24 protein-coding genes are annotated in these 25,288 nt (G+C 66.4%); 12 read left to right on the top strand and 12 right to left on the bottom strand.

Annotation, left to right across the window (positions count from 1 at the left end):
• The 8 genes from cobJ to ACSBP4_RS16575 all read right to left on the bottom strand — a co-directional run bounded on the left by cobJ (window position 1) and on the right by ACSBP4_RS16575 (window position 7,650).
• A complete protein-coding gene (gene cobJ / locus ACSBP4_RS16610) occupies window positions 1–1,041 on the bottom strand; it encodes a precorrin-3B C(17)-methyltransferase (protein ID WP_435552875.1) in 1,041 nt (346 codons plus the stop codon).
• Between the two features lie 10 nt (window positions 1,042–1,051).
• On the bottom strand, window positions 1,052–1,930 hold the full coding sequence (locus ACSBP4_RS16605) for a precorrin-3B C(17)-methyltransferase (RefSeq protein WP_435552874.1): 879 nt from the start codon (window positions 1,928–1,930) through the stop codon (window positions 1,052–1,054).
• Window positions 1,927–2,916 carry a cobalt-precorrin 5A hydrolase gene (cbiG, locus tag ACSBP4_RS16600; protein ID WP_435552873.1) on the bottom strand — a complete coding sequence of 330 codons (990 nt, stop codon included), beginning with the start codon at window positions 2,914–2,916 and terminating at the stop codon, window positions 1,927–1,929. Before cbiG ends, ACSBP4_RS16605 begins: the two co-directional genes overlap by 4 nt.
• A gap of 1 nt (window position 2,917) precedes the next feature.
• Entirely contained in the window at window positions 2,918–3,838 is a 921-nt protein-coding gene (locus tag ACSBP4_RS16595) for a cobalt-precorrin-4/precorrin-4 C(11)-methyltransferase (RefSeq protein ID WP_006649055.1), read from the bottom strand.
• Window positions 3,835–4,638, bottom strand: coding sequence for a cobalt-factor II C(20)-methyltransferase (locus tag ACSBP4_RS16590; protein WP_006649056.1), 804 nt, complete (start codon window positions 4,636–4,638; stop codon window positions 3,835–3,837). The genes ACSBP4_RS16595 and ACSBP4_RS16590 overlap by 4 nt, the downstream gene beginning before the upstream one ends.
• Window positions 4,635–5,240 carry a precorrin-6Y C5,15-methyltransferase (decarboxylating) subunit CbiT gene (cbiT, locus tag ACSBP4_RS16585; protein WP_373630877.1) on the bottom strand — a complete coding sequence of 202 codons (606 nt, stop codon included), beginning with the start codon at window positions 5,238–5,240 and terminating at the stop codon, window positions 4,635–4,637. The genes ACSBP4_RS16590 and cbiT overlap by 4 nt, the downstream gene beginning before the upstream one ends.
• Before the next feature lie 184 nt (window positions 5,241–5,424).
• Window positions 5,425–6,207, bottom strand: coding sequence for a 3-oxoacyl-ACP reductase family protein (locus ACSBP4_RS16580; protein ID WP_006649058.1), 783 nt, complete (start codon window positions 6,205–6,207; stop codon window positions 5,425–5,427).
• 72 nt (window positions 6,208–6,279) lie between these two features.
• The gene (locus tag ACSBP4_RS16575; protein ID WP_435552872.1) at window positions 6,280–7,650 is read right to left on the bottom strand and encodes a cobyrinic acid a,c-diamide synthase; all 1,371 of its coding nucleotides are present in this window, start codon (window positions 7,648–7,650) and stop codon (window positions 6,280–6,282) included.
• A gap of 110 nt (window positions 7,651–7,760) precedes the next feature.
• Here ACSBP4_RS16575 and ACSBP4_RS16570 point away from each other — a divergent pair, with 110 nt between their 5' ends.
• The 3 genes from ACSBP4_RS16570 to ACSBP4_RS16560 all read left to right on the top strand — a co-directional run bounded on the left by ACSBP4_RS16570 (window position 7,761) and on the right by ACSBP4_RS16560 (window position 8,891).
• Complete coding sequence (locus ACSBP4_RS16570) at window positions 7,761–8,327, top strand: DUF1802 family protein (RefSeq protein ID WP_435552871.1); 567 nt, start codon at window positions 7,761–7,763, stop codon at window positions 8,325–8,327.
• Between the two features lie 57 nt (window positions 8,328–8,384).
• On the top strand, window positions 8,385–8,552 hold the full coding sequence (locus tag ACSBP4_RS16565) for a hypothetical protein (protein ID WP_162834884.1): 168 nt from the start codon (window positions 8,385–8,387) through the stop codon (window positions 8,550–8,552).
• Window positions 8,553–8,669: 117 nt separating this feature from the next.
• The gene (locus tag ACSBP4_RS16560; protein ID WP_006649062.1) at window positions 8,670–8,891 is read left to right on the top strand and encodes a DUF7130 family rubredoxin-like protein; all 222 of its coding nucleotides are present in this window, start codon (window positions 8,670–8,672) and stop codon (window positions 8,889–8,891) included.
• A 69-nt stretch (window positions 8,892–8,960) separates the two neighbouring features.
• Here ACSBP4_RS16560 and ACSBP4_RS16555 read toward each other — a convergent pair whose 3' ends face one another.
• From ACSBP4_RS16555 to cobN, 3 genes are all read right to left on the bottom strand, one after another.
• The gene (locus ACSBP4_RS16555) at window positions 8,961–9,752 is read right to left on the bottom strand and encodes a cobalt-precorrin-7 (C(5))-methyltransferase (protein ID WP_435552870.1); all 792 of its coding nucleotides are present in this window, start codon (window positions 9,750–9,752) and stop codon (window positions 8,961–8,963) included.
• Window positions 9,749–10,495 (bottom strand): precorrin-8X methylmutase, encoded by a 747-nt coding sequence (locus ACSBP4_RS16550; RefSeq protein ID WP_435552869.1) that lies wholly within the window; start codon window positions 10,493–10,495, stop codon window positions 9,749–9,751. Before ACSBP4_RS16550 ends, ACSBP4_RS16555 begins: the two co-directional genes overlap by 4 nt.
• Window positions 10,496–10,558: 63 nt before the next feature.
• Window positions 10,559–14,449 carry a cobaltochelatase subunit CobN gene (gene cobN, locus ACSBP4_RS16545; RefSeq protein WP_435552868.1) on the bottom strand — a complete coding sequence of 1,297 codons (3,891 nt, stop codon included), beginning with the start codon at window positions 14,447–14,449 and terminating at the stop codon, window positions 10,559–10,561.
• A 34-nt stretch (window positions 14,450–14,483) separates the two neighbouring features.
• Here cobN and ACSBP4_RS16540 point away from each other — a divergent pair, with 34 nt between their 5' ends.
• The 9 genes from ACSBP4_RS16540 to ACSBP4_RS16500 all read left to right on the top strand — a co-directional run bounded on the left by ACSBP4_RS16540 (window position 14,484) and on the right by ACSBP4_RS16500 (window position 24,799).
• Window positions 14,484–16,712: a VWA domain-containing protein gene (locus ACSBP4_RS16540; protein WP_435552867.1), complete on the top strand. Its 2,229-nt coding sequence runs from the start codon at window positions 14,484–14,486 to the stop codon at window positions 16,710–16,712.
• A gap of 135 nt (window positions 16,713–16,847) precedes the next feature.
• Window positions 16,848–18,416 carry a uracil-xanthine permease family protein gene (locus ACSBP4_RS16535; RefSeq protein WP_435552866.1) on the top strand — a complete coding sequence of 523 codons (1,569 nt, stop codon included), beginning with the start codon at window positions 16,848–16,850 and terminating at the stop codon, window positions 18,414–18,416.
• A gap of 111 nt (window positions 18,417–18,527) precedes the next feature.
• A complete protein-coding gene (locus tag ACSBP4_RS16530) occupies window positions 18,528–19,352 on the top strand; it encodes an alpha/beta fold hydrolase (protein WP_435552865.1) in 825 nt (274 codons plus the stop codon).
• 147 nt (window positions 19,353–19,499) lie between these two features.
• Window positions 19,500–20,153: a MaoC family dehydratase gene (locus tag ACSBP4_RS16525; protein ID WP_006649069.1), complete on the top strand. Its 654-nt coding sequence runs from the start codon at window positions 19,500–19,502 to the stop codon at window positions 20,151–20,153.
• Between the two features lie 127 nt (window positions 20,154–20,280).
• A complete protein-coding gene (locus tag ACSBP4_RS16520) occupies window positions 20,281–21,606 on the top strand; it encodes a PQQ-binding-like beta-propeller repeat protein (protein ID WP_435552864.1) in 1,326 nt (441 codons plus the stop codon).
• Between the two features lie 170 nt (window positions 21,607–21,776).
• Complete coding sequence (locus ACSBP4_RS16515) at window positions 21,777–22,088, top strand: hypothetical protein (protein WP_373630897.1); 312 nt, start codon at window positions 21,777–21,779, stop codon at window positions 22,086–22,088.
• A gap of 371 nt (window positions 22,089–22,459) precedes the next feature.
• The gene (locus ACSBP4_RS16510; protein WP_435552863.1) at window positions 22,460–23,206 is read left to right on the top strand and encodes a DUF429 domain-containing protein; all 747 of its coding nucleotides are present in this window, start codon (window positions 22,460–22,462) and stop codon (window positions 23,204–23,206) included.
• A 358-nt stretch (window positions 23,207–23,564) separates the two neighbouring features.
• Window positions 23,565–23,852, top strand: a complete 288-nt coding sequence (locus ACSBP4_RS16505) for an amphi-Trp domain-containing protein (RefSeq protein ID WP_435552862.1) — start codon at window positions 23,565–23,567, stop codon at window positions 23,850–23,852.
• Between the two features lie 275 nt (window positions 23,853–24,127).
• Window positions 24,128–24,799 (top strand): SdpI family protein, encoded by a 672-nt coding sequence (locus ACSBP4_RS16500; RefSeq protein WP_435552861.1) that lies wholly within the window; start codon window positions 24,128–24,130, stop codon window positions 24,797–24,799.
• A gap of 21 nt (window positions 24,800–24,820) precedes the next feature.
• Here the strand turns inward: ACSBP4_RS16500 and ACSBP4_RS16495 are convergent, their stop codons facing one another.
• Window positions 24,821–25,216: a hypothetical protein gene (locus ACSBP4_RS16495; RefSeq protein WP_435552860.1), complete on the bottom strand. Its 396-nt coding sequence runs from the start codon at window positions 25,214–25,216 to the stop codon at window positions 24,821–24,823.
• Window positions 25,217–25,288: the final 72 nt, after the last annotated feature.

Raw genomic sequence — 25,288 nt, 5'->3', positions numbered from 1 at the left:
TCAGTAGTCGTACTTCGTCTCGTAGCCCCGGGGCGTGACCATCCGGTCGTCCCAGACGTAGGTGTCCTCGGTGCCGACGACGATCGTCGTCGTCATGTCGATGATCTCGCTCTCGCCTAACTCCTCGAGCTCGCCGAGTTCGGTGATCATCACTTCCTCGTCCTCGCGGCCGGCGCCGTGGACGATGCCGACCGGCGTGTCGGGCTCACGGTGCGTGAGGAGGATCTCGCAGGCCTTCTCGAAGTTCTCCCGGCGCTTGCGGCTCCACGGGTTGTAGATGGTGATCGTGAAGTTCTCGCTGGCGACGGAGTGCAGTCGGGACTCGATCTCCGGCATTGGGACGAGGTGGTCCGACAGCGAGACCGAGACGGTGTCGTTCACCAGCGGCGCGCCCAGACGGGCCGCACAGGACTGTGCCGCGGGGACGCCCGGCACCACTTCGAAGTCGACCATCGAGGCCGTCGCGCCCTTGGACTCGAGGATCTCGAGGGCGAGTCCGGATAGCGCGTAGACGTTGGGGTCGCCGCTGCCGACGATCGCCACGTCGTTGCCCGCCAGCGCGCGGTCGATCGACTCCTCGGTGCGGGAGACCTCGCCGCACATCGGTGTGTCGTAGATGTCCTCGGCCTCGTCGGTGATCTCGTCCGGAATGAGGTCGATGTAGGTCGTGTAGCCGACGATGTGGTCGGCCTCGAGCAGCGCGGCCTTCGCGCGGTCGGTCATCCCCTCGGGATGGCCGGGGCCGAGGCCGACGGCGATCAGTTGGCCGGGCTCGGCGTCGAAATCGTCGACCGTCGCGCCGACCTCCTGTTCGTTCGAACTATCGTCGTCGGAACTCGAGCCACCACAGCTCGAGGAACTCGAACTCGAACTCGAACTCGAGGACCCACCGCACGTGGAGCCGCTCGAGTCGTCGGTACTGCTCGAGGCACCGCATTTCGAACTCGAGCTGTCGGTGCTGGCCTCGCTACTGTCGCTCGAGGAGGCACTGCAGTTGGAAGTCGATTCCGCGTCAGCGTCCGCGTCGGTGTCAGTACTCATGGTTGTGGGTTCAGAAATCGTCGACGTCACGCCCGCCGCGCGGGGTGACGAGGTACGTTCGGTCGTCGTTGCGCCAGGTCTCGGTCTCGTGGTTGCCGATGATCAGCGAAGTGCCCATGCCGGAGACCTTGTCGTCGTGGTCGGCGGCCTCGCCCAGCGTCGTGATGAACTGGCTCTCGCCGTTGCGGCCGGCGTCCTCGCGGCCGGCGTCGTTGACGATGGCTACGTAGGCGTCGTCGGTCCGCTCCTCGCGGACGATCTCGACGGCCTCCTCGTAGTTGCGCCAGCAGTTGTAGAGGACGATCACGAAATCGGAGATCGCTGCCGCCCGAAGCTTCTCCTCGATCTCGTCCCAGCCGCGCCACTTGTCCGACAGCGAGACCGTACAGAAGTCGTTACACAGCGGCGCGCCGACGTTCGCGGATCCGCCCAGCGCCGCGGTGAGGCCGGGCACGATCTCGATCGGAATATCCGTCGCGTCGTCCTCCTCTGCCATCTTGAAGATGAGGTCGGACTTGCCGTAGACCGACGGATCGCCGCCGGAGACGTGGGCCACGTCTTTCCCCTCGCGGACGTGGTCGAACGCCGCGCGGGCGAGTTCGATCTGGCGGCCCATCGTCGAGCGGACGATCTCCTGTTCGAAGCCGTCCTCGCGGGTCGCGGTCCCGTCCTCGTCGGTTCGTTCCTCCGAGGGAATCGTGCCGTCGTCCCGCAGGAACTCCTGATAGAGGCTCGAGGCGATGACCACGTCCGCGGTCTCGATGACCTCCTTGGCCCGCTTGGTCATGTGGTCGGGCAGACCGGGGCCGATGCCGACGACGTAGAGGGTGCCGTGGTCGTCGGGCGTGCCGCCGGCGGTCGCGTCGGTGGAATCGGCGTCGGAACTCATCGACCGATCGCCACCGTGACCTCGTTTTCGTAGCTGATCTTCTCGAGGACCAGTTCCTGCTCGCGCCCGCCGGCGATCGCGCTGGCCTCGGAGACGCCCGGCCAGCCGATCAGTTCCTTGGACTTCGAGGGGGTCGGCCCCTCGTGGTCGAGCAGCGTCTCCTTGTCGAAGGCGACGACGCCGAGGTCGAGTTCCTGGGCCGCCTCGAGCAGCCCTTCCTCGTCTTCTTTCCGGGTCGCAGTCCCGACGAACTCGACGTCGTCGAAGTCGTAGTCGGTCTGCTCGAGGGCTTCCTCCCACGCTGCGAGGAAGGCCTCCTTGCTGGCCCCCGAAACGCTACCGGTCCCGAGGACGACGCCGTCGTCCTTGTTCCGTTTGAGGACCGTCACGTCGTCACCGACGAGGACGGCCTTCGGACCGTCGAGTCGGGCGACGGGCCCGAGGTTCTCGTCGAGGACGGCGAGGTTCGTCTTGACGGTCGAGTCGCCGTTGACGACGTGCGTGTCCATCGCCTTCGCGCGGGACTCGACGCCCTGCTTGCCCGCGGCCTCGGAGGCCGTGGTCATCGCCGGCACGGCGCCCATCGTTGCCAAGTCCTGTGCGACCTGGTTCGCGCCGTGGTGGCCGCCCGTGATCGGGATGGCCCACGTCAGCTCCTCGTCGACCACACAGATCGCGGGGTCGTCCCACTTGTCGTCGAGCAGGTGGGCGGTCTTGCGCATCGCGATCCCCGAGGCCATCAGGCCGATGAAGCAGTCGTACTCGCCCCAGTGTTCCTCGAAGACGTCGCCGTGGTACTCGATGATGTCGATCGCCTCGTAGCGATCGCCGATCTCGGCTTTGATCTCCTCGGCGGTGTCCATCTTCCGCCCGAAGGAGATGATCGCGATCTCCTCGGCGACCTCGCCGTCCGAGTCCGCGGTCGAACAGTGGCCGCCGTCGGATCCCGACTCGTCGTTCGCGTTGTCAGCGTTGTCCGTACTCATATCAATCGTCTCCCGCTTGCGTTTCGTTCGCCTGTGCGTCCGATTCGCTCCCGTCGCTCGAGTCGGGGCCGCGGTTCGCCCAGTCCCCGTAGAGGAACGAGCGCTCGTAGCCCGCACCGGTCACCGCGTCGCCGATGACGACCAGCGCCGAGGCGCGATAGCCCGCCTCCTCGACCTTGTCGGCGATGTCGCCGATCGAGCCGATAATAACGTCCTCGTCCGGCCACGAGGCGTGGTAGATCACCGCGACCGGCGTCTCGGGGTCGTGGTCGTCCGCGAGCAGGCGATCCATCGTGTCCCGAACCGCGTGGGTCCCGAGGTAGATGCAGGTCGTCACGTCGCCCATCTCGACGAAATCGGAGATGTGGTCCTCCTCCGGCGTCAGGGTCTTGCCCTGGGGCCGGGTGAACGCGACGTGATTCGACACTTCGTTGAGCGTCAGTTGCGTCCGCAGCGTCGCGCTGGCCGCGAAGGCCGACGTGACGCCCGGCACGAAGTAGGTCGGGACACCCTCGTGTTCCAAAGCGTCCATCTGCTCGAGCGCAGCCCCGTAGATGGCCGGATCGCCGCTGTGGAGTCGCACCACGTTGTCGCCGTCCTCGTAGGCGTCCCGCATCAGCGGGATCAGTTCCTCGAGGTCCTTCCCGACCGAATTCACGAGTTCCGCGTGGCCGCAGTACTCGTCCAGCAGTTCGCTGTTGACCAGCGAGCCCGCGTGGACGACGAGGTCCGCCGCCTCGAGCAGTTCCTTGCCCGCGACGGTCAGCAGCCGGGGGTTTCCGGGGCCGGCACCGACGAAGGGGACCCCCTCCTGGTCGTCGCCGGCGCTGTGGTCGAAGATCCGGTCGTCTAACTCCTCGCGGCGGCGCTGGCCTTCGGAGTCGATCGCGTCCTGCGGGTCGTTCGGTGTGTCGTCAGTCATCGGTGTCCTCCACAGTCGCCGCCCTCACGGCCCTCGGCGCGCTCGAGGTCGACCAGCGTTCCCCCGTCGGTCACCGGCTCCCCGTCCGTCGTCGCGTCCTCCGACCCGGACTCGTCGTCGGCGAAGGCGGCCGTCGCCTGCTCGACCTCGAGATCTTCCTTCTCGGCGTAGGCGAGCGTGTAGTAGTCACGCTCGTCGATGTCTTCGGGGTCGTCGGTGACGAGGGTCTCACCCTGTTCCATGAAGAGTCGGCGGCCGTAGGTAACGTCATAGCCGGCCTCGACGAGTCCCTCGTGGGTGGCCGGTGCGTCGGTGACCTTGAACAGGATCATCCGATCCGGTCCCGTCGGGCTCGCACCGCTCGCGGCCTCTCGCAGCGAGAGGCCCGCGCCGGCCTCGATCTCGACCCCCATCGCGGTCGCAAAGGCCGTCACCGCGCTCACGCCGGGGACGATCTCCAACTCGACCTCGGGGTGGAACGCGTCGATCGTCCGGCGCAGATGGCCGAACGTCGAGTAGACGTTGGGATCGCCAAGCGTCACGAAGGCGACGTCGCCATCGCGGGCGTTCGGGGCGATCTCCGCGGCGGCCTCCTTCCAGGCCGCCCGGAGCTTCTCCTCGTCTTTCGTCATCGGGAAATCGAGGTCCCCGATCTTCGACTCGTCGACGTGATTCAAAGCGACGGTCCGGGAGAGCCGGCCCGGCGAGTAGACCACGTCGGCGTTCTGGAGGACCTCTTTCCCGCGAACGGTCACGAGGTCGGCCTCGCCGGGACCGAGTCCGACGCCGTACAGCGTCATCGGTCCACCTCGCCGCCGTCCGCTGCGATCTCGTCGCCGTTTTCGTCCGTCTCCGGCGTTGCACTCCCGACTAGCATGTAGACCGGGTTGTCCGAATCGAAACTCGTCGCCCCGGCGAGTTCGTAGCCGTGGCTCACCTGAAACTGGACGACTTCCTCGAGCAGGTCCCGCTCGCGGAAGGCTTCGGTGGCCTCGCCGGCGACCTCGAGCCGCGAGACGTTCATGACGACGCGGTCGATCTCGGTCTCGACGGCGTGGTCGAGGACGGCCTCGAAGTTCCGACTGCCGCCCAGAAACAGGGCGTCGGCGTCGTCGGGCAGTCCCTCGGGCGCTTCCGCGTTGCGCAGTTCGACATCGGCGCGGACGGACGCCTCGTTTGCCGCGAGGTTTTTCTCCGTCGTCTCGAGGCGTTCGGGTTTCCGTTCGAGGGCGGTCACCCGCCCGGCTCGCTGTGCGGCGTCGATGGTGACGGCCCCCGTACAGGAGCCGACCTCCGCGAAGTGGTCGTCCGGCCCGAGCGCGAGCTTCGAGCCGACGACGGCCCGGACCTCCGACTTGGTCGGGCCGGCCTTCGCGTCGTGTGGAAGCGCGATGGGTGGCATCATCCGTTGGAACAGAGTCCGTCCCTAAAACAATTTTGTTTGGGGTAGGACAACTGCGTTTGCCCAGTTGGAGTTGTAGTAGGACAACGAAAATTGTCGACGGTGAGTGGAGTATCCACTCGTCGTGAACGCGACCGAAAACGGATGGTCTCGAGAACCGATTATCAGCGACGACTCGCCGTCCTCACCATTCCATCCCGCCGTTGATGCCGAGTACCTGTCCGGTCATGTACTCGGCCTGATCGCTGGCGAGGAACCGGACCATCCCGACGATGTCCTCCGGTTCGGCGAACCGGTCCAGCGGGATGTCCTCGCAGATCTTGTCCTGTACCCGGTCGGGTACCTTCTCTAACATGTCCGTCTCGGTGAAGCCAGGGGCGACGCAGTTGGCCGTCGAGTCATGGCTGGCCAGTTCCAGCGCCAGCGTCCGGGTGAACGCGAAGAGTCCGCCCTTCGAGGTGGCGTAGTTGGCCTGCCCGTAGTTGCCCTGTTGGCCGACCACGCTCGAGATGTTGATCAGGCGACCGTGATCGGAGGACTTGATGTCCTCGTAGAAGGCCTTCGTGCAGTTGAACGTGCCGTGGAGGTTGACGTCGATGACCGTCCGCCAGTCCTCGTAGGTCATGTCCTCGAAGGTCCGGTCGATGGTGATTCCCGCGTTGTTGACGAGGACGTCGATCTCGCCGAGATCCTCGCGGACCTCGGCGGCCATCCGTTCGACGGCCGCCGGATCCGAGACGTCGGCCTGTACCGGGACGGCCGTCTCGCCGTTCTCCTCGATCGTCTCGGTCACCGCCAGCGCGCGGTCCTCCGAGGACCGGTAGTTGACCGCCACGTCGGCACCACACCGGGCGAGTTCGAACGCGATCTCGCGACCGATCCCCCGTGAGGAACCGGTGACGAGACAGGTTCGGTCGGTCAGCGGGCGACGCTCCAGGGGCTCGAGGCGCTGGACTGTTTCGGCCATACCCGCCCCTACGCGGCCGTTCGTGTTAGTCATTTGACTCCGTTTCAGCTCTCGTGAAAGACGGGTAGATTGTTATATCCCGTTCGCCTCGACGGCCTCGAGGAACCGATCGAACGCCCCGCTTTCGGGGTGGACGTGGACGTAGGTGCCCAGCGACTCGTACTCGGTCAGCCCGTCGTGGTCGCCGTCGATGCCGTCGCCACGGACCGTTTCGAAAGCGAAACGGGCGTCGGCGTCGACGTCGGCGCTCGAGTAGTGAAACTCGTGGCCCCGGATCCGTTCGCCGGCGTCGGCCGTCAGCGTGTCGTCGACGGCCTCGAGTTCGACGTGATCGAGGGCCTGATAGCGGTCGTGCATGGTCACGTCGGCGGGGAGGATCCCGGCCATCTCGTGGCGCTCGCCCGCGGCCGTCGTCAGCGACTGACTCATCGCCATCAGGCCGCCACACTCGCCGAGGACGGGCAGCCCGTCCGCGGCCAGGTCGCCCAGTTCCGCGAGGGTGTCGGCGGACTCGAGTGCGTCGGCGTGGAGTTCGGGGTAGCCGCCGGGGAGATAGATCCCGTCGCAGTCCGGCACGGGATCGCCAGCGACCGGCGAGAACGTGACCAGTTCGGCGCGCTCGCGGAACCGCTCGAGCGTCGCCGGATACCGGAAACAGAAGGCGGCGTCGCTGGCGACGGCGACGGTAGCGTCGACCGGCTCGGCCGGGTCGACCGCGGATGCGGCTGCGTCGGGGGCCGGCGGCTCACTTGCGACGGCGGCGAGCCGCCCGGCCTCGAGCGACTCGGCGGCCTCTCGTAAGGCCTCTCTCGGTAACGCGGCCTCCCCGCCCATCTCGAGCCCCAGATGCCGGTCGGGAATCTCGAGGTCGTCGTTCGGCGGGATCCGTCCGAAGTACTCGAGGCCGTCGGGCAGGGCGTCGCGGATCCCCTGCTCGTGGCGGCCGCCGTGGGCCCGCTGGGCGACCACGCCGGCCACATCGATATCGCGGCCGATCTCGGCGGCATACTCCCGGAAGCCCAGCGCGGTCGCCGCGACGCTTTCCATCCCCGCCTTGGCATCGACGACGAGGACGACCGGGAGGTCGAGCGCCTCGGCGACCATCGCGGTACTCGAGCCGTCGCCGTCGTAGAGCCCCATCACGCCCTCGACGACGCAGATGGCGGGGGACGACGTCCCCCGAACAGACGGGTGTGACCCGTCGATGTCGCCCTCGCCGCGGCGGTAGTTCCGCCGGAGGCCGTCCTCGCCGCAGAGCCACAGGTCGAGGGTGCGGGAGGGCCGGCCCGCGATCGCCTCGTGATGGCTCGGGTCGATGAAGTCCGGGCCCGCCTTAGCGGGCTGGACCTCGTGGCCGGCGTCCTCGAGTGCTTGGATGATCGACAGCGTCGCGACCGTCTTCCCGACGCCGGAGCTGACGCCGCCGAGGACGAATCCGTTCATCGTCAGTTTCGTTCGCACAACTGTACTTGAATCCGTCGGTGAGGGAGGCGTCCGGCCACGAGCGACCGAAACCGAATTGGGTCGCCGCGACGATCGAGTACCCGAGACCGATGAGCGACCACACTACTGGGACCGCCGCGGAGTCGGGACCGGCGCTGAAGGAACGCGCCGGCGTCGTCAACGCCCTGCTCGACGGCGCACAGACCGTCCTCGTCCGCCACCCGACGCTCGATCCGGGGACGCTCGACGAGCGGTTCGCGCTCTATCCCGCGTACAGCCATCAGGAGCCGAGCCGGTACCGATCACGATACGAGGCGTACTACCACCGCTCGAGTGCGAAGCCCGAGGCGGGCGTCCCGATCCGCGCCGTCGCCGACGTCCGCGAGGAATACGCCGTCTCGACGGACGACCTCGAGGCCCTCGCCGACCACTACGTCTACACGCCCGACGGGCTGCGGGACAAGTACGACCCCGACGGGGAGTTGCGGGTGCTGTTGCTCCGCGTCGCCGAACTCGACTCGCCGGCACTGATCACCGAACGCGGCAGTTACCGGGGCTGTCGCGCCTGGATCGACCTCGCCGACGACGCGCCGATCGAGCCCGACGCGGCGACGCCGGTCCTCGACGACGCGACGTTCGCTGAACGCCGCGCGGCCGTCCGGGATGCCCTCGAGTGAGTGCGGACCACCGACGAACTTAACCGCTCGAGTCAGTTACGCTTCGGCGCTCGAATCATGAGTGACAACCCAGGATCCGACACCGAACGGCACCTCCGCGAGGCGCTCCGTCACCTCGGCGCGGCACAGGACGACGACGACCTCCGGAAGACCCACGCCGTCGCGCTCGAGGAAGTGTCGAACACCGTGTCGTCCGTCCTGCGCGAGTACGAAGACGACGGATAACGGCCGTTCAGCTCCGTTTTTCGACGAACACAACCTCGTCTCGAGGCCCCGATCTCGAGTGCTGCTCACCCTACCATGGTATGTTTTAACTCACCACAGTGCGTAGTCACGACCGTGATGAGGCCCGAAACCGACCAGCCGTCGATCGCGGACGAGCTGCGGAACAAAAACGAGACCGAACTCCCGATCGGCGAGGCCCGGGAGCCCGAGAGACGCGGATACACCATGTGGCGCTGCGGGTCCTGCGGCGAGATGGGACGGTTCGAAGACGAGTTGCCGGAGGCGTGTCCCGACTGCCTGGCACCGCGGGAGGAACTGTTCTACTGGGAAGAGGACTGAGATCGCGACGGCCCCCGTCTCGGGCCCGCTCGCTTCGGCTCGGTTCGCGATGAGAACGCAGCGGGGCCGTTAAACCGGCTGCCGTACCGCGAGGACGACCAGATCGGAGAACGGGGTGTCCTCCGTCCCGTCTCCGCCGGCGTGGTCCGCCAACTCCTCGAGCGTGAACCGGTGGATCTCCTCCGCGTCGTGGGTCAGCTTCTCACAGACCAGCGCCTCGAGGTCGGGGTCGGCCCCTTCCTCGAGCAGGAAGGCAGCGAGATCGCCGGGCATCCGGTCGTACGGTCGGGGGAGGACAAGCAGATGTCGCTCGTCGGTCGTTGCCGCGGCCGCGAGGCGGTCCATGTCCGACTCGAGGTCGCCGCTTTTGTGCAGCGTGACGAACTCGGTGTCCTCCATGGGCGTCCGGGCGCGGCTGGCGGCCAGTTGGATCGAGGAGATGCCGGGAACGACGCGAACTGGGATCGTAGAATCGTGTCGCTCCACCGTATCCTGCACCTTCCCGACGAACTGATACCCCGAGTGGTTCGGGTCGCCCATCGCGACCGCAGTCCCGGACTCGCCGGCCGCGACGCGCTCGCCGAATTCCTCGAGCGCCTCGGCCTCGTCCTTGTAGCCGCAGGTCAGCAGGTCGGCGTCGGTCAGGTCCGCGACGAACTCGACGACGGTCGTGAAGCCGACGACGACGTCGGCCTCGCGGATCGCGCGCTCGCCCCGCGGAGTGAGATACTCCTGATTCCCGGGGCCGACGCCGACGGCATAGACGGGGTTGTCAGCTCGTTCATCGATGTCAGGCTCCGCCGCTCCCGCGGCGAACGTCGCCGGATCCGGCCCCGCGTCGAGATCGTACTCGCCGCTCATCGGTTCCGGCCGTCCGCGGCCCGCGTTTCCGCGTCGATCTCGAGGTCGATCTCGTCGGTCCGGACGTCCTTTGCGACGTGGATCAGTTCGTTCGTCAGCGCGGCGGCGAGGCCGCTCCCGCCGCGGCGACCGACGTGGGTGATCGCCGGCACGCCGAACTCCTCGCTGACCTCGCGGATCCGCCCGCGGCTCTCTTCGGCCTTGACGAACCCGACCGGGTTCGCGACGACGACCGCCGGCCGGGTCCCCTGTTCGATGCAGTCCGCAAGCGCCAGCGCCGCCGTCGGCGCGTTCCCGATCGTGACGATCGCGCCCTCGAAGGCGTCTTCCTTGTCGAGTTCGAGCATCGCCGCGGCGGTCCGGGTCATCCCAGTCTCGGCGGCGAGTTCCTTGCCGTGACCGATGGCCTTGGAGACCTCGCAGTCGTGGCCCCGGCCCGTGATGCCGGCTTTCACCATCGTGATATCGGTGAAGATATCGGCCTCCTCGAGGACGGCCCGCGCGCCGGCCCGAACTGGCGCGTCCTCGTCGTCGCCGAGGTCGTCGCCGCCGGTGAACTCGACGAGGTGCTGGAACTCGATGTCGCCCATCGAGTGGACCGACTTCTGGCGGACGCGATCGGCCAGCGTCTCGTCCGGCGTGAACTGCCTGACGATATCGAGACTCGTCTCGGCGATGTCCATGGCGTTCTGTGTCGTTGCTCCCAGATCGGCGTACTCCTCCTCGAACTCCTGATCAGTCATTGCGTATCACACTCATCGTGGCTGCTATCGTTCGTCGGTCGACCTCGATCGGTCATCGGTTCGTCAGTCATCAGTCGCCGCCCCCACGGCCTCGTTGGTCGTCCGTGCCTCGAGGTCACCCTCGACCTCGAGGTTCAGATCGCGCAGGCGGTCGACCGTCTCGTCGTCGGCGTCCCACAGATCGCGTTCGACGGCCTCGAGCAGCGTGTCCGTGATCGACTCGAGGGCCCACGGGTTCACATCGCGCATCCAGTCCTGCCGGTCCTCGTCGAAGGCGAACTTCTCGGCGACCTCCTCCCAGAGGGTGTCGCTGACGACGCCTGTCGTGGCGTCCCAGCCCAACGTCACGTCGACCGTCGTCGAGAGGTCGCCTGCACCCTTGTAGCCGTGGTCCTCCATGGACTCGAGCCAGTCAGGGTTCAGGACCCGCGAGCGCATCGCCTTACGGACCTTCTCCTCGTTCGTGTAGACGTCGACGTTGTCTGGATCCGAGGAGTCGCCGACGTAGGAGGCGGGCTCCGCGCCCGAAATCTCGCTCACGGCGGAGATGAAGCCGCCGTGGAAGGCGTACCAGTCCGAGGAGTCGAACTCGTCCTGTTCCATCGTGTCCTCGATCTTGACCGTCGCGTCGACGGACGAGAGGCGACGTTCGAACGCGTCGTGGGCGTCGGAGACGCGCCCTCTCGAGCCCATGGCGTAGCCGCCCCACTGGACGTAGACGGAGGCGAGGTCGGAGCGGTCGTCCCAGTTGCCCTCGTCGACGGCCTTGTTCGTCCCGGCACCGTAGCCGCCGGGCCGGGTCGTGAAGACGCGGTGTTTGGCAGCCTTGCGGGCGTCCGATTCGTCGAGGCCCTCTTCTTCCTCGAGTTCCGCCTGCTCTTCCTCGACGTGCTTTTTGACGTAGTTCATCTCGTGGGGCTCGTCGAGGTCGACGACCGCGTCGACGGCGTCGTGGATGACACCCGCCGCGGCCGGGAAGGCGTCGCGGAAGAGCCCGGAGACGCGGGTCGTCACGTCGACTCGCGGCCGGTCGAGTTCCTCGAGCGGGATCGGCTCGACGTCATCGATGCGGCCGGCATCGGTCCACTGCGGTTCGACGCCCATCATGGCCAGCACCTGGGCGATCGTCTCGCCGCGAGTGCGGACGGTCGGGGTCCCCCACGCGACGACGCCGATCTCCTCGGGGTACTCGTCGTTCTCGTCGTAGTGGCGCTCGAGGACGCCCTCCGCGACCTCGCTGCCGACCTGCCAAGCGGCCTTCGCCGGCACCTTCCGCGGATCGAGCGTATAGAAGTTCCGTGCGGTCGGCAGCAGGTCGACGCCGCCGCGGGTCGGCGCACCGGAGCCACCCGGCGGGACGTACTCGCCAGAGAGGGCGTCCGCGGTGCGGGGGATCTCGTCTTCGGCCCCCTGCACGCGGGGTTGGGCCTCCTCGCAGATGTAGGCCAGCGCCTTCCGGAGGTCGTCGTGGGCGCGGGATTTGGCCCGTGCGTCGCCGATCGTCTCGAGGTCGACGACGAGGAGGTTCATGTTCACCTCGTCATCGGGACCGCCCTCGAGTTCCGACTCGGGCACGTCGAAGTCGTGTTCGGCGAGTGTTTCGATCAACGCGACGCTCGTCTCGTAGACCTCGTCGGCGGCCTCGGCGTAGGTCATTCCCAGCGCCTCGTCGTACTCGCCGGGCGCGTTCAGCATTTTCTCGTAGTCGACGCCCAAGACGCCGGCCACGCTCTCGCGCAGGCTCGGCGCGCCGGGGTTCTCGAGGCGCGTGAGGGCAACGAGGTACTCCACCAGCCGTTCGTCGGCCGGCGGCTCGGACATCGTATGGAGCCCGAGCCGGATCTGGGTCGTCTTGACGTCCGTGAGGTACTCGTGGACGCGTTCGACGAGTTCGTCGATATCGACCTCGTCGCCCGAAACCTCGCCCTCCTCGAGCGTCGAGCCGGCCTCGTCGGGACCGCGGACCTCGGCCTGCTCGTCGATGGTGCCCTCGATCCCCAACTCGACGGCGAGGTCGAGTTCCGCGACTTTTTCGCGCATGAGGTCCTCGAGATGCTGGCCGTCGTCGGCGCGGGCGTCTTCCATCCCGGCCTCGCGGTACTGGTTCGCGAGTTCCTCGAGTTCCGAGAGTTCGTCGTAGGTGCCCGCGTTCCGCATCACGGGCGTCAGGTAGTCCACGATGGCGGCGTAGGAGCGGCGTTTGGCCTGGGTCCCCTCGCCGGGGTTGTTGACGATGTAGGGGTAGACGTTCGGGATGTCGTCGATCAACTGGTCGGGCGCGCTCTCGCCGTTCAGGCCGACGGTCTTGCCGGGGAGCCACTCGAGGCTGCCGTGAGTACCCAAGTGGACGACCGCGTCGGTCTCGAACGTATTCCGGAGCCAGCCGTAGAAGGCGAAGTAGTCGTGTGGCGGCTGCAGGTCGGAGTCGTGATAGACCTTCGAGGGGTCCATCCCGAACCCGCGCGGGGGCTGGACCGTGACGAGGACGTTGCCGAACTCGACGCCCGGAATCGCGAACGGGCGGTCGGGCACCTCGCCCCATTCCTCGATGATATTCTCCTGGAAGCGCTCGTCGGTGTCGGCGAACCACTCTTCGTAGGTGTCCGGCGATACCACGTCGACCGAGAGATCACGGACGTCTTCGGGGGCGACCCAGCGGTCCTCGAGCGTGAGTTGGGCGGTCAGTTTCTCGACGAGGGACTGCCCGCTGTCCGGCATGTCGTCGCCCAGATCGTAGCCGCGGGCCTCGAGTTCCTCGAGCAGGTTGACGGTCGATTCGGGACTGTCGAGGCCGAACGCGGTCCCGATCCCGTCGTCGCTCGGCGGGTAGTTGTGGAGGACGACGGCGACCTGCTTGTCCTCGTTCGGCGTGTGCCGAAGCTCGGCCCAGTTGACCGCCAGTCGGGTCGCGTGATCGACCCGGTCCTCGATCGGGAAGTGGTGTTTCGGCGCGGAGCCGATACCGGCCTCGTCGTCGGTCCGTTCCTTGCCCGAAATCGGATGGGTGATGACGTTGCCGTCGAACTCCGGCAGCGCGACCGAGAGCGCGAGTTCGAAGCCCATCACGCCCGTGTCGCTGGACTCGTAGCGCGACCGCGAGCGCATCGTGGTGACCGTCTGCAGGACGGGCACTCCGAGTCGGTCGAGGAAGACGTCTTCGGCCGAACTGCCCTCGTCGTCGGCGCTGCGGCCGCGCTCGTCCATCGAGAGCGAGAACATGAACGAAGAGAGGACGGCGTCGACGGTAGACTGGCCGTTGTCATCGACGAGCCAGTTGTCGGTCACCCACTCCGCGTCTTCCTGCTCGTCGGTGTCGGTCGCGGGGTTACAGAAGATCGGCAGCGCGTTCGCACCCTGTTCCTCGAGCGCCCGGACCTGTGCGTCCACGTATCTGGTGTTCTCGTGGGTCCAGTGGGACTCGTAGAACCAGACCGCGACCGTCGGCTTGTCCGGATCGTGGGTCTCGAGAAGCTCCTCGTACTCGATCCCCGGATGGTCAGGGTGGTAGACCCCCTCCGTGGGGAGTTCCGTCGGTTCGTCGAACTCGATATCGCGGCCCTCGTACTCGGCGGCGAGGAACCGACAGAGGTTCGCGACGTTGATCGTGCCGCCCTTCTCGAGGTAGTCGTAGACCCGGTCTCGATGATCGTCCGAGACCGTCGTGTCCTCGAAGGCGAAGGCGTCGCCGGTCGCCTTGACGATCAGCGGCACGCCCGCCTCCGCGAGCGCGCCCGTCGCGTAGTCGTAGCCCGGCATGCTGTCTTCGGCCCCGTGCAGCCAGAAGATCGCCGCCGCGGCGTCGTCCAATTCGTCGACGAACGACTCGACGTCGGCCTCCTCGTCGAGGTCGCTCTCCGAGCGCACCACGAGGTCGATGTCCTCGAGGCGCTCGGCGGCCCGCCCGATCGAGCCGAGTTCGTTCTCCGTCGCAGTATAGATCCCGATGCGTGTCATCGTGTTTTTAAACCTCTGTTGTATTAGCTCAAGTATGGTTGCAAACGCCGGGGGCAAAAAGCTGTCGTCACTCCCCTTTCCGGCGATCGTCGGACAGGACGAGTTGAAGCGCGTGTTGCTCACCGTCGCGGCCAACGACGGCCTCGACGGGGCCCTAATCGTCGGCGAGAAAGGCACCGCGAAGTCGACCGCCGTCCGGGCGCTCGTCGATCTGCTGCCCGAACAGCGAGCCGTCGCCGACTGCCCGTACGGCTGTTCGCCCGACGACCCCGACCTGCAGTGTGCCGACTGTCGCGACCGCGATGCCGACGATCTGCCGGTCGAAACCCGGCCCGTGCCGCTCGTGACCCTTCCACTCGGTGCGACGCGGGACCGCGTCGTCGGCACCCTCTCTGTCGAGGACGCGCTGGCGGGCGAGGCCGACTTCGACCCCGGCCTGCTGGCCCGCGCCCACCGGGGGATCCTCTACGTCGACGAAGTCAATCTGCTCGACGATCACCTCGTGGACGTCATCTTAGACGCCGCCGCAAGCGGCGTCAACACCGTCGAGCGCGATGGGATCAGCGTCTCCCACCCCGCCGATTTCACCCTGATCGGCACGATGAACCCCGAGGAAGGCGATCTGCGACCGCAGTTGCGGGACCGCTTCGCGCTGCAGGCCAGCGTCGAGGGCTGCCGAGAGATCGACGACCGCGTCGAGATCATCGACCGCGCACTCGAGGCCGACGGCGGCGCGTCCGATCCGCGGACCGAGTACGCCGACGAAGTCGACGCCCTGCGCGACGACCTGGCCGCGGCTCGAGAGCGCCTCTCGCGGGTCGACCTCCCGACCGAGTTCAAGGCCGAGATCGCCGACCTCTGTCTCGAGGCCGGCGTCGACGGCCACCGGGGCGACGTGGCGACGGCCCGGACCGCGATGACCATCGCGGCGCTCGAGGGCCGCGAGACGGTGATCGAGTCCGACGTCCACGAGGCGGCGACCTACGCGCTCCCCCATCGCCTCCGGAGTACGCCCTTCGAGGACGAACCCGACCTCGACGATCTGCTCGAGGACCGGTTCGACGAGGAGTCGCCGGACGAGGCCGACGGGGAAGCGGGAGGTGACGCGGACGACGGTGACAGCGCGGCGGAAACGGACGGCGAGGACGGCGACGCCGAGTCCGATCCGGACGGCGGTGACGAACCCGGTGATCGCGGCGAGGGAAACGGGCACGACGGCACGGACGGTGAGGACTCGAGCGACGGGTCGGGTTCCGACGACAGCGACGGAGATAGCACCGGCACTGACGACGGCCCCGAGCGCCGCCCCGACGACGGCGAGCGACCCGAATCGGCGAACCAGTCGCCCGCGGAAGTCGGCGACGGCGGGTCCGAGGACGGCTCGAGCGACGGGGAGTCGGATTCGGAGGAGTCCGACGGCGGGGACGGAGACGACGAAACCGCCCAGCCGCTCGTGCCCGGCCAGCAGCGGGCCGAAATCGGCGAGGCGGCCGCGCCCGACCTCGAGTCGCCGACCGTCGACGGCGAAACGGCGACCGCGACCGGCTCCCGTGCGAGTACGTCGCCGAGTACGGACAACCGGGGCGCTCGCGTCCGCACCGAACCCGCCTCGGGCGAGGGCTCGATCGACGCCGCGGCGTCGGTCCGGTCGGCTGCCGCCCGTGGGGAGTCCCGCGTTGGCGAGGACGACCTCCGGCAGTCGGTCCGCACCGGCGACACCTCGGTGACGATCGTCTTTGCCGTCGACGCCAGCGCCTCGATGCGACCCGCCATGCGTACCGCGAAAGGCGTCGTCCTCGAGCTGTTGCGTGACAGCTACGAACACCGCGATCGGGTCGCGTTCGTCGCCTTCGCCGGCGAGGACGCCGACATCTTGCTCCCACCGACCGACAGCGTCTCGCTGGCCGCCCGTCATCTCAAGGACCTCCCCTCCGGCGACCGGACGCCGCTGCCGGCCGGCCTCGAGACCTCGCGCCGAGTCATAGAACGGGCCGAGACCGACGCCTCGGTGGTCGTCCTCGTCACGGACGGCCGGGCGAACGTCGCCGACGGGAGCCCCACGGAGGCAACGCGGCGGGCCGCTCGAGCCCTTGCCGACGGCGACACTCGCGTGGTCGTCGTCGACGCGGGGGACGACTCCCGGGCCGGCCTCTCCGAGTTAGTCGCCGGCGAGACCGAGGGGGAACTGGTCGATCTCGAGTCGCTGTCGGTCGAGACGGTCCGGGCCGCCGCGGAGCGGGCGGCCGACGAGACGCGGCGATAGGGCGGGCTCGAGCGCGATGCGACGGGTGGACGGATGGACAGCGGAGACGCCGACCCACGACGGGACGGCGAGTGCGTGACGAATCCAAGATCAACACCCCTTTGAGCGCCCTCGCGTGTTATCCGACGAGACTCGATGACGGGGGACGAGGCAGTCGCCGACGAGGCAGTCGCCGACGAGGCCGTCGGCGACGACATCGAATACGGAATCGACGAACAGCCGCCGCTGGGCGAGTCGGTGGTGCTGGGGATCCAGCACTACCTGACGATGGTCGGCGCGAACATCGCGGTCCCGCTGATACTGGCCGGGGCGATGGGAATGCCGGGCGACGTGACCGCTCGATTCGTCGGGACCTTCTTCGTCGTCTCGGGGATCGCGACGCTGGCCCAGACGACGTTCGGGAACCGGTATCCGATCGTACAGGGCGCGCCGTTCTCGATGCTCGCGCCGGCGCTGGCGATCATCGGCGTCGTCACCGCCGGTGGCGTCTCGGGCGGCTCGGGCTGGGAGACCGCGTTGGTACAGTTACAGGGGGCGATCATCGTCGCTGCGGTCGTCGAGGTCGCGATGGGCTATTTCGGACTGGTCGGGAAACTCCGCCGATTCCTCTCGCCGGTCGTCGTCGCGCCGACGATCGCGCTGATCGGCCTGTCGCTGTTCAATGCACCCCAGATCACGACGCCCGATCAGAGCTGGTGGCTGCTCGGACTCACGCTCGGACTCATCCTGCTGTTCTCGCAGTATCTCGACGTTAAACACAAGGCGTTCCGCCTGTATCCCGTTATTCTGGCACTGGTCATCGCCTGGGTTGCCGCGGCCACGCTGTCGGTCGCCGGTATCATCGGCGGGAGCCATCCGGGCTACGTCGACCTCGGTCAGGTCGCGAACACGCGGCCGCTGCTGCCGATCTACCCCTTCCAGTGGGGCATGCCACAGGTGACGACCGCGTTCGTCGTCGGGATGTTCGCCGGCGTGCTGGCCTCGATCGTCGAGAGCATCGGCGACTACTACGCGGTGGCCAACATCACCGGCTCGGGCGCGCCCAGTGAGCGCCGGATCAACCACGGCATCGGCATGGAGGGGCTGATGAACGTCTTCTCGGGCATCATGGGCACCGGCGGCTCGACCTCCTACTCCGAGAATATCGGCGCGATCGGGCTGACCGGCGTCGCCTCGCGATACGTCGTCCAGCTCGGGGCCGCGGTCATGCTCGTCGTCGGCTTCGTCGGCTACTTCGGCCAGCTGATCGCGACCATTCCGGACCCGATCGTCGGCGGCCTCTTCATCGCCATGTTCGGCCAGATCGTCGCCGTCGGGATCTCGAACCTACGCCACGTTGATCTCGACTCCTCGCGCAACACCTTCGTCATCGGCTTCGCGCTCTTCATCGGGCTGGCGATCCCGGCCTACATGGGCAACTTCGAGAGTACGATCGCGTTCCGCGAGGTCGTCGGCCTCGAGGCCTTCCTCGCAGAGGCGGGCGTCGCGACGCCGATCGAAGCCGCCGCACAGGCCGTCGTCGACACCGTCTACATCATCGGCTCGACGGGCATGGCCGTCGGCGGCCTCGCCGCACTCATCTTGGACAACACCATCCCGGGCTCCCGGGAGGAACGCGGCCTCGCGGCGTGGGACCGCATCACCGAGGACGACGCCGACTTCGAATCGTTCCGGGACCGCTGGCTCGCCCGCGACGACGACTGATCCGTCCGTCCGCGGACTGACCGCTCACCGTTTTCCCGGTTTTGGACCCCGTTCACAGCCCGTGCCAACGCAACCCGGCGTTCTAATAGCTGCCGAGCCCCAATGGGATGCATGGCGGAACTCCGACTCGCGGACGGGGAGATCTGGTACGAAACGACGGGTGTGACCGACGGCGACCCGCTGGTGTTCATCCACGGCGGCTGGATGACCGGCGACGCCTGGGCCCCCCAGATCGAGCGCTTCGCTGAGGACTACCGCGTCGTCACGCTCGACGTTCGGGGCCACGGCCGGACCGGCGCGACCGACGTCGACGAGTACTCGATCGAACTCTTCACCGACGATCTCGAGGCCTTGCTCGCCGCCCTCGAGATCGAGCGGCCGGTCCTCTGTGGGCTCTCGCTGGGGTCGATGGTCGTCCAGGAGTACATGGACCGCCATCCCGACGGTGCGAGGGCGGCGGTCCTCGGCGGCGCGGTCCGCTCGATGCCGCCGGTCGAGATCCCCGGCGGCCTGAAGTCGTTCTGGTCGCCGCTGCCGGCCCTGTCGGCGACGCTGTCGGTCTCCGGCTCGGCGGGGGCCTTCCGGTCGATGCTGTACTCGATTCGGGCGACGACCGGCGAGCAGTGGCTGTCGGTCGACGCCGAAACCAGGGCCGCGGCGATCGACGATGCCGGCGAGATCCCCACCGGCGAGTTCAGCAAGATCTTCGACGCGCTCTATCGGTACGAACCGCCCGCGCTGACCGGCCTCGAGATTCCGACGCTCGTGGTCCACGGCGACCAGGAGGCCCCGCTCGTCAAACGACAGGGGGAACAGATCGTCTCGGCGGTCACCGACGGCGAGCGCCTGTTGCTGTCCGACTCGGGCCACCTCGTCAATCAGGACCGCCCGGGTGCGTTCAACACGGCGACGGCCGAGTTCATTCCCGCCGCGTAGGTTCGATCGGTCGGGACGCCACGTCGACGGCCTCCACTGTCGGCGCCGGTTTCCCAACGTACTTTGGCGATACCCCGAAGGGGATCTCCGTTCTAGGTACGTCCGGAATCGACCAACCGACCGATCGGACCCCTGCTATCCAAACCAATGAGTAGTCACCCTTCGGACGTCGACGATGCTCGCTCCGCCCCGCCGGACGACCACTGGTCCAGCGTCTCGAGACACGTTCTCAACAGCTACCGAGAGGCGAACAACGCATTGCTGGCCGCGATGGGCTTTCGGCCCACGGCCGGTTCGGACGCGGCGCGACCGGCCGCGGGCACGACGGTCGAAACCGCCGCCGCCGAGGTCGCGTTCGGCGACGAGGCCTGGGTTATGGAGCGCTCGACCGACGATCACGACTCGCTCGGTGTCGGCGACTACGTCCGCTTTAGCAAGCCGATCGCCGACACCGACGTCACCGCCTTCGCGCAGGTCTCCGGCGACACCAACCGGCTCCACCTCGAGAGCGAGTTTGCCGACGACACCCAGTTCGGCGGCCGGATCGCCCACGGGACCCTCGTCGCCGGGACGATCAGCGCCGCACTGGCCCGGCTCCCCGGACTGACCGTCTATCTCTCGCAGAACCTCGAGTTCACCGGCCCGGTCGAGATCGGCGAGACGGTCACCGCCGAGTGCGAGATCGTCGAGGACCTCGGGGGCGATCGCTACCGCCTGCACACGACGGTCGTCGACGAGGACGACGACCCCGTCATCGACGGCGAGGCCGTCGTCATCATCAACGACCATCCCGACGAGTAGTCGGGTCCGACGCATCGACGGTGGCGTCTCCCGGCGGGACGTGACGGACGATCGGCATCGCCCGATAGCTCGATCGATACGTTTGCTAACACAAAACCTGTATCGCTCGAGCGCAAGCGTCGGGACGATGACTGACGACTCGCACCCCGCCCGCGACCACCGCACGTACGGACGGCGCCGAGTACTGCGGACGGTCGGAGGCGCGACGGCGGCGACGATCGCCCTCGCGGGCTGTCTCGGCGACGGCGAAGACGACCTGATCCCCGAGACCGAGACCGATCGCGAAGGGACCGTTCCGGACGGCGTCGCCCAATTCAGACGCTCGCTCGAGCGGTGGGGCTACTATCCGGACGCGTCGGTTCCCGACGCCGTCGAGCAGGACTGGCGGCTCGACCGACTCAACACGGGCACCCACACCGCGGCCAAGGCCAGTGCCGCCCCCCTTCCCGACGGCGGCGTCGTCTTTCCGGGCGACACCGGCTATCTCGTGGCACTCGACGCAGACGGCGAGGAGCGATGGCGAACCGGGACCGACACCGGCCCCGATGCCCGGGGAATCCACGGGACGCCGGCGGTCGCCGACGGCAGAGTCTACGCCGGCGCGTACGACGGCGTCCTCTACGCCGTCGACGCCGAGACCGGCGACGTCGACTGGGAGACGAAACTCGGCGGTTCCATCGGCTCGAGCCCGCTCTATCACGACGGTCGACTCGTCATGGCGGTCGAATACCCCGATCCGGAAGGGAGTACCTTCGTCGTGAACGCGGAAGACGGCGAGGTCGTCTGGGAGGACCCCGAGGGCCGGCCGACCGACCACCCACACTCGACGCCCGCCGTCGACCTCGAGGCCGGCCGCCTCGTCTGTGGGTCGAACGACGGCATCCTCTACGGCTGGTCGTACCCCGGCCTCGAGTTCGAATGGTCGTTCGAGACCGAGAGCAACGACAACGACGGCGAGATCAAGGGCCCGATCGCGACCTACGACGGCGGCGCGTACTTCGGCTCGTGGGATCACCACGTGTATCGGGTGAACCTCGAGGACGGCAGCGAGGACTGGTCGTTCGAGACCGGCAGTCTGGTGATGTCCGGGCCCGCCATCGACCCGACGCTCGACACGGTCTTCGTCGGCAGCCACGACGGGAACCTCTACGCGCTCGACGCGTCCTCGGGTGACCGACACTGGTCGTTCCCGACCGACCGCCCGATCACCGGCTGTCCGACGGTCTACGACGATCGCGTCCTCGTCGGCTCGAAGGACGGCGGCCTCTACGCGCTCGAGAAACGCAGCGGCGATCTCGTCTGGGAGGTCGACAACGACGGCGTGGTCACGAGTACGCCGCGGATCATCGACGGGGCCATCTATTACGCCGAACGGGCACCGAACCCGGACCCGGAGGACGGCGGAGAGACCGACACCGACGGCGGCGGCTACAAGCTCGTCGCCGCCGAGTGATACGGTTTGCTGTACCGGTCCCGGTGGGACCGCGACGCTCTGCGGTCCCACCGGCAATGACGTACAGCAAACCGTATGAGGGCCCGACGATCGGTCGCTCGCCGATACCGTCCCGCGTCCACGACTCCCACCAAACCTATTACGTCCGAACTCACACCCAGCGGTCGACGATGACCGATCGACCGCCCTCGCCGCCGACCCCCACTCCCGCAAGCGACGATCCCCTCGAGGACCGCGTCGTCGCCACAACCGCACAGCTCTCCGAATCGATCGCGGACGCGCTCGGCTGTCGGCTCGCCGACGCCACCCTCGAGACGCTCCTGCTCGAACTGGACCGCCACGAGTTCGTCGACTGGGTGACCGTCACCCGAACCGGCGACTACGTCTGGGACCTCTCCGAGACGCCCGACCGGCTCGGCGACGCCATCGCCGACGCTCTCGTCGCTCGGCTCGAGACCTGGCTCGTAGCGTCCGACCGGTAATCAGTCGGCTTCGGGCTCGGCGTGGGTCCGTTACCCTGACGAGACGCCGGCAGCGCTGTCTACTGCAACGGGAACAGCACTCGACGACGGCTATCGCTCGACGATGATGATCTCGTCCGACTCCTCCTCTTCCTCGAGCTGTCGAATCGCTTTCGTTACTTCGTCCTGCGTCGCTTCGTCCATCGACGATCCCCTTACCAACCGTATCGGAGACGGCTACCTTAAGGGGGTTTAGCGTATTCAGATCGAGAAAATACCGTCCGCTGCCGTTGGTGACCGCTCGCGGGCGTTCCGGATAGCTGCGAAGTACGGACCGACCGTTTTCGTATCGGAACTTGAACTTTCAATAGTCGGAGGGACGAGGGGGAAATATGTACATCGGTGTCGATGGTTGCTCGGCCGGCTGGATCGCTGTTCAGTATGGGGAGGACGGTTACGAAGACGCTGCGCTGTACGACGATATCGGCGAACTCTGGGCGGCCCACCACGAGACGGCCGAACGGATCCTGATCGATATCCCGATCGGTCTCCGGGAAGACTCGAACGGGAAGCGTCCGTGTGACGACGCTGCCCGAACGAAACTCAGTCCGAACCGCCACTCCAGCGTCTTTTCCGTACCAGTGCGGGCTACCGTTTACGAGGAAAGCTACGAGGACGCAAAGGAGACGCAAGAGAGGCGCACCGATGGCAGTCTCGGCGTTCAGTCGTGGGGCATCGCTGGCAAGATCGCCGAACTCGACACCTTCCTCCGTGAAATGGAGCCGAACGCCGTTGGAACGATTCGTGAGGCTCACCCCGAGGTCTGCTTCTGGGCGCTGAACGGCGACTCCGCCACGAAGTACTCGAAGACGGGACAACCGGCTGCCGCCTTCTGGGAACGGATCGAGATACTCGAGGCCATCGACGGGGCGATCGTCGAGAACGTCCGTGGCGCGTCGACCGATCTCGATGCCAAGGTCGGAACCGACGACGTCATCGACGCGTTCGTGTTAGCGCTTACTGCCAGTCCGATAACCGGACGGCTCCGCACGCTTCCGGAGGAGTGGCCGGAAGGCGATCGTGGGGACCCGACCGACGAACTTCCAATGGAGATGGTCTACGCCTCTCAATCGGGTTGATCGTCTGAACTGAAGGGGATCACATCGCACGAAAGGAACCCGTTCGGCTACTGAACGAACCCAGACCGACGAGGTCCCCAGCAGTGTATATGAAACACGACGCCTTCTGTCGGATTCACGTTCGGAAAACGAATGGGCGCTGCAGGCTCCGGTTCGACTGTCGAACGAATCGACTTTTGAGGCGTGAGGCGTCTGAATTCGGGCGTTTGAGAAGCGGAAAATGTGTCTGGTTCTGAATGTGTATTCTATTTCGTGCTGAATAGAACGCGTGTATCTCGCACAGAATATCTGCTGATTCGATCAGATCGGTCAGTTGGGCGGGCGCATTTATTGGTGCAGGCTGTGTACCATCTCCTGTATGCCTGAAGAAGTCCTGTTCAAATCAGAGAGCAACCAGAGTCGAGAAGAGATTGCATCGTACCTTCGGAAAGTCGCGGACAATCTCGACAGCGGTGAGGCTATCAACCTGAAAGCAGGCTCCGAGTCTGTCACGCTGAATCCCCCTGCTCAACCGACCTTCGAAGTCAAAGCTGAACGCGAAGGGCCGGCTGGCAATATGACTGAACGAAGTGTCGAGTTTGAACTCGAATGGGACGAGAACGACGGTGAGGAGGGTGGCGGAAGTGATCACTTAGAAATCGAGTAGTCACTCCGCGCGCACGCTGAGCAGGTGGTTCAGGGGAACAGGTCTGGAACAAATGTAGCCGCTGTGCTGACTTCACCCTCCGAATCGGTCACGCGCTTTCTGATAGAAATCAGGAAGGTAATTCAGCGAGTGCTGAATAGAACGCGCATATCTTGCATGGGGTTTCTCCAGAAGTAGCCCCCACCGAGTGCTCAATACAGTCATCAGTATTGTCCGCAATCAGTTCACCGGCTCTTCCCTACTGATTCATCAGGGAACGGGCCGTACCGTCGTGTATGAAGACAATTCACCGGTTCGGGGTGGCGGTTGGACTCGTGGTACTCTCGGGCATCGTGAGCCTGTTCGCAGCTCCGTCGCTCCCCGCCGACCTTGTCACGCACTGGAACGCCGCCGGAGAACCGGATGGCACCATGTCGAAGCAATTCGCACTCTGGCTGTTTCCCGCGATGACCGCAGGGCTGTTCGCTGTGTTCGCCGTGATTCCTCGGATCGGTCCACTCCGTGAGAACATCACGGAGTTCCGGGCCTACTACGACTGGTTCGTCGTCATCTTCACCGGATATCTGGTCCTCGTCCACGCCGGGATCGTCGCATTCAACCTCGGCTACGAGTTCGACTTCACAGCCCTCATCTTGGTCGGCGCGGCTGGTCTGTTCTACTACGTCGGCATCTTCCTCCCGCACGCCGAGCCGAACTGGTTCGCCGGTATCCGGACACCGTGGACGCTCAGCAGCGACGAGGTCTGGGATCGGACCCATGCCCTCGGTAGTTGGCTGTTCAAACTCACCGCCGTCTTCACACTGGTCGGGCTCTTTTTCGGCGACCTAGCGATTTATTTCCTTCTCGTCCCGCTGCTCCTGACGGCCGGAGTTACTGCCGTGTACTCGTACTACTTGTACGAGCAAATCGAACGGGAATCGGATTCGGCCTCGGGGTCGAATCTGTAAGTCACTGGCCCGGAATTCCGGTTACGTCTCCCGACTGCGGTTTTTGACCTCGTTCAACGCGATGAGCAGATACAGCACGCCGAACCCGCGGATTACTGGAACGAGTCCGTCCTTCCATTCGACTGTCTCTGGGTTTTCGTACGCGATGTTCATACTAAACCGGAGTGCCTGCTTCGGAACGAAGAGTGCAATAGCACCGGCCAGTCCGAGGACGTACATCGACACACGATACACCGATCCTCCCAGTACACTCACGACCACGAAAATCACGCCTTCCGTTCTAATCGCTGGCGTAAACGAGGGGCTAGGGCTCACCTCACCAGACTTTTTGAGGGCGAGCTTCTCGAACGCTTCTCGAACTCGTGCTGGAACCAGGGCCATGACGAGTCCCACGAGGACGAAACCAACTCGGGCCATAACTGACAGTAGGTCGGGAGAGACAATAACGGTATGTCTCCGTTGAGTCCACGTTCTTCGTCCCGTTATTGA

It is taken from the genome of Natrinema sp. CGMCC1.2065 (genome assembly GCF_051225675.1).
Classification (GTDB): Archaea; Halobacteriota; Halobacteria; order Halobacteriales; family Natrialbaceae; genus Natrinema; species Natrinema thermotolerans.
The sequence above is the reverse complement of the archived record's forward strand: the minus strand, read 5'-3'. Positions and strand labels throughout refer to the sequence as shown.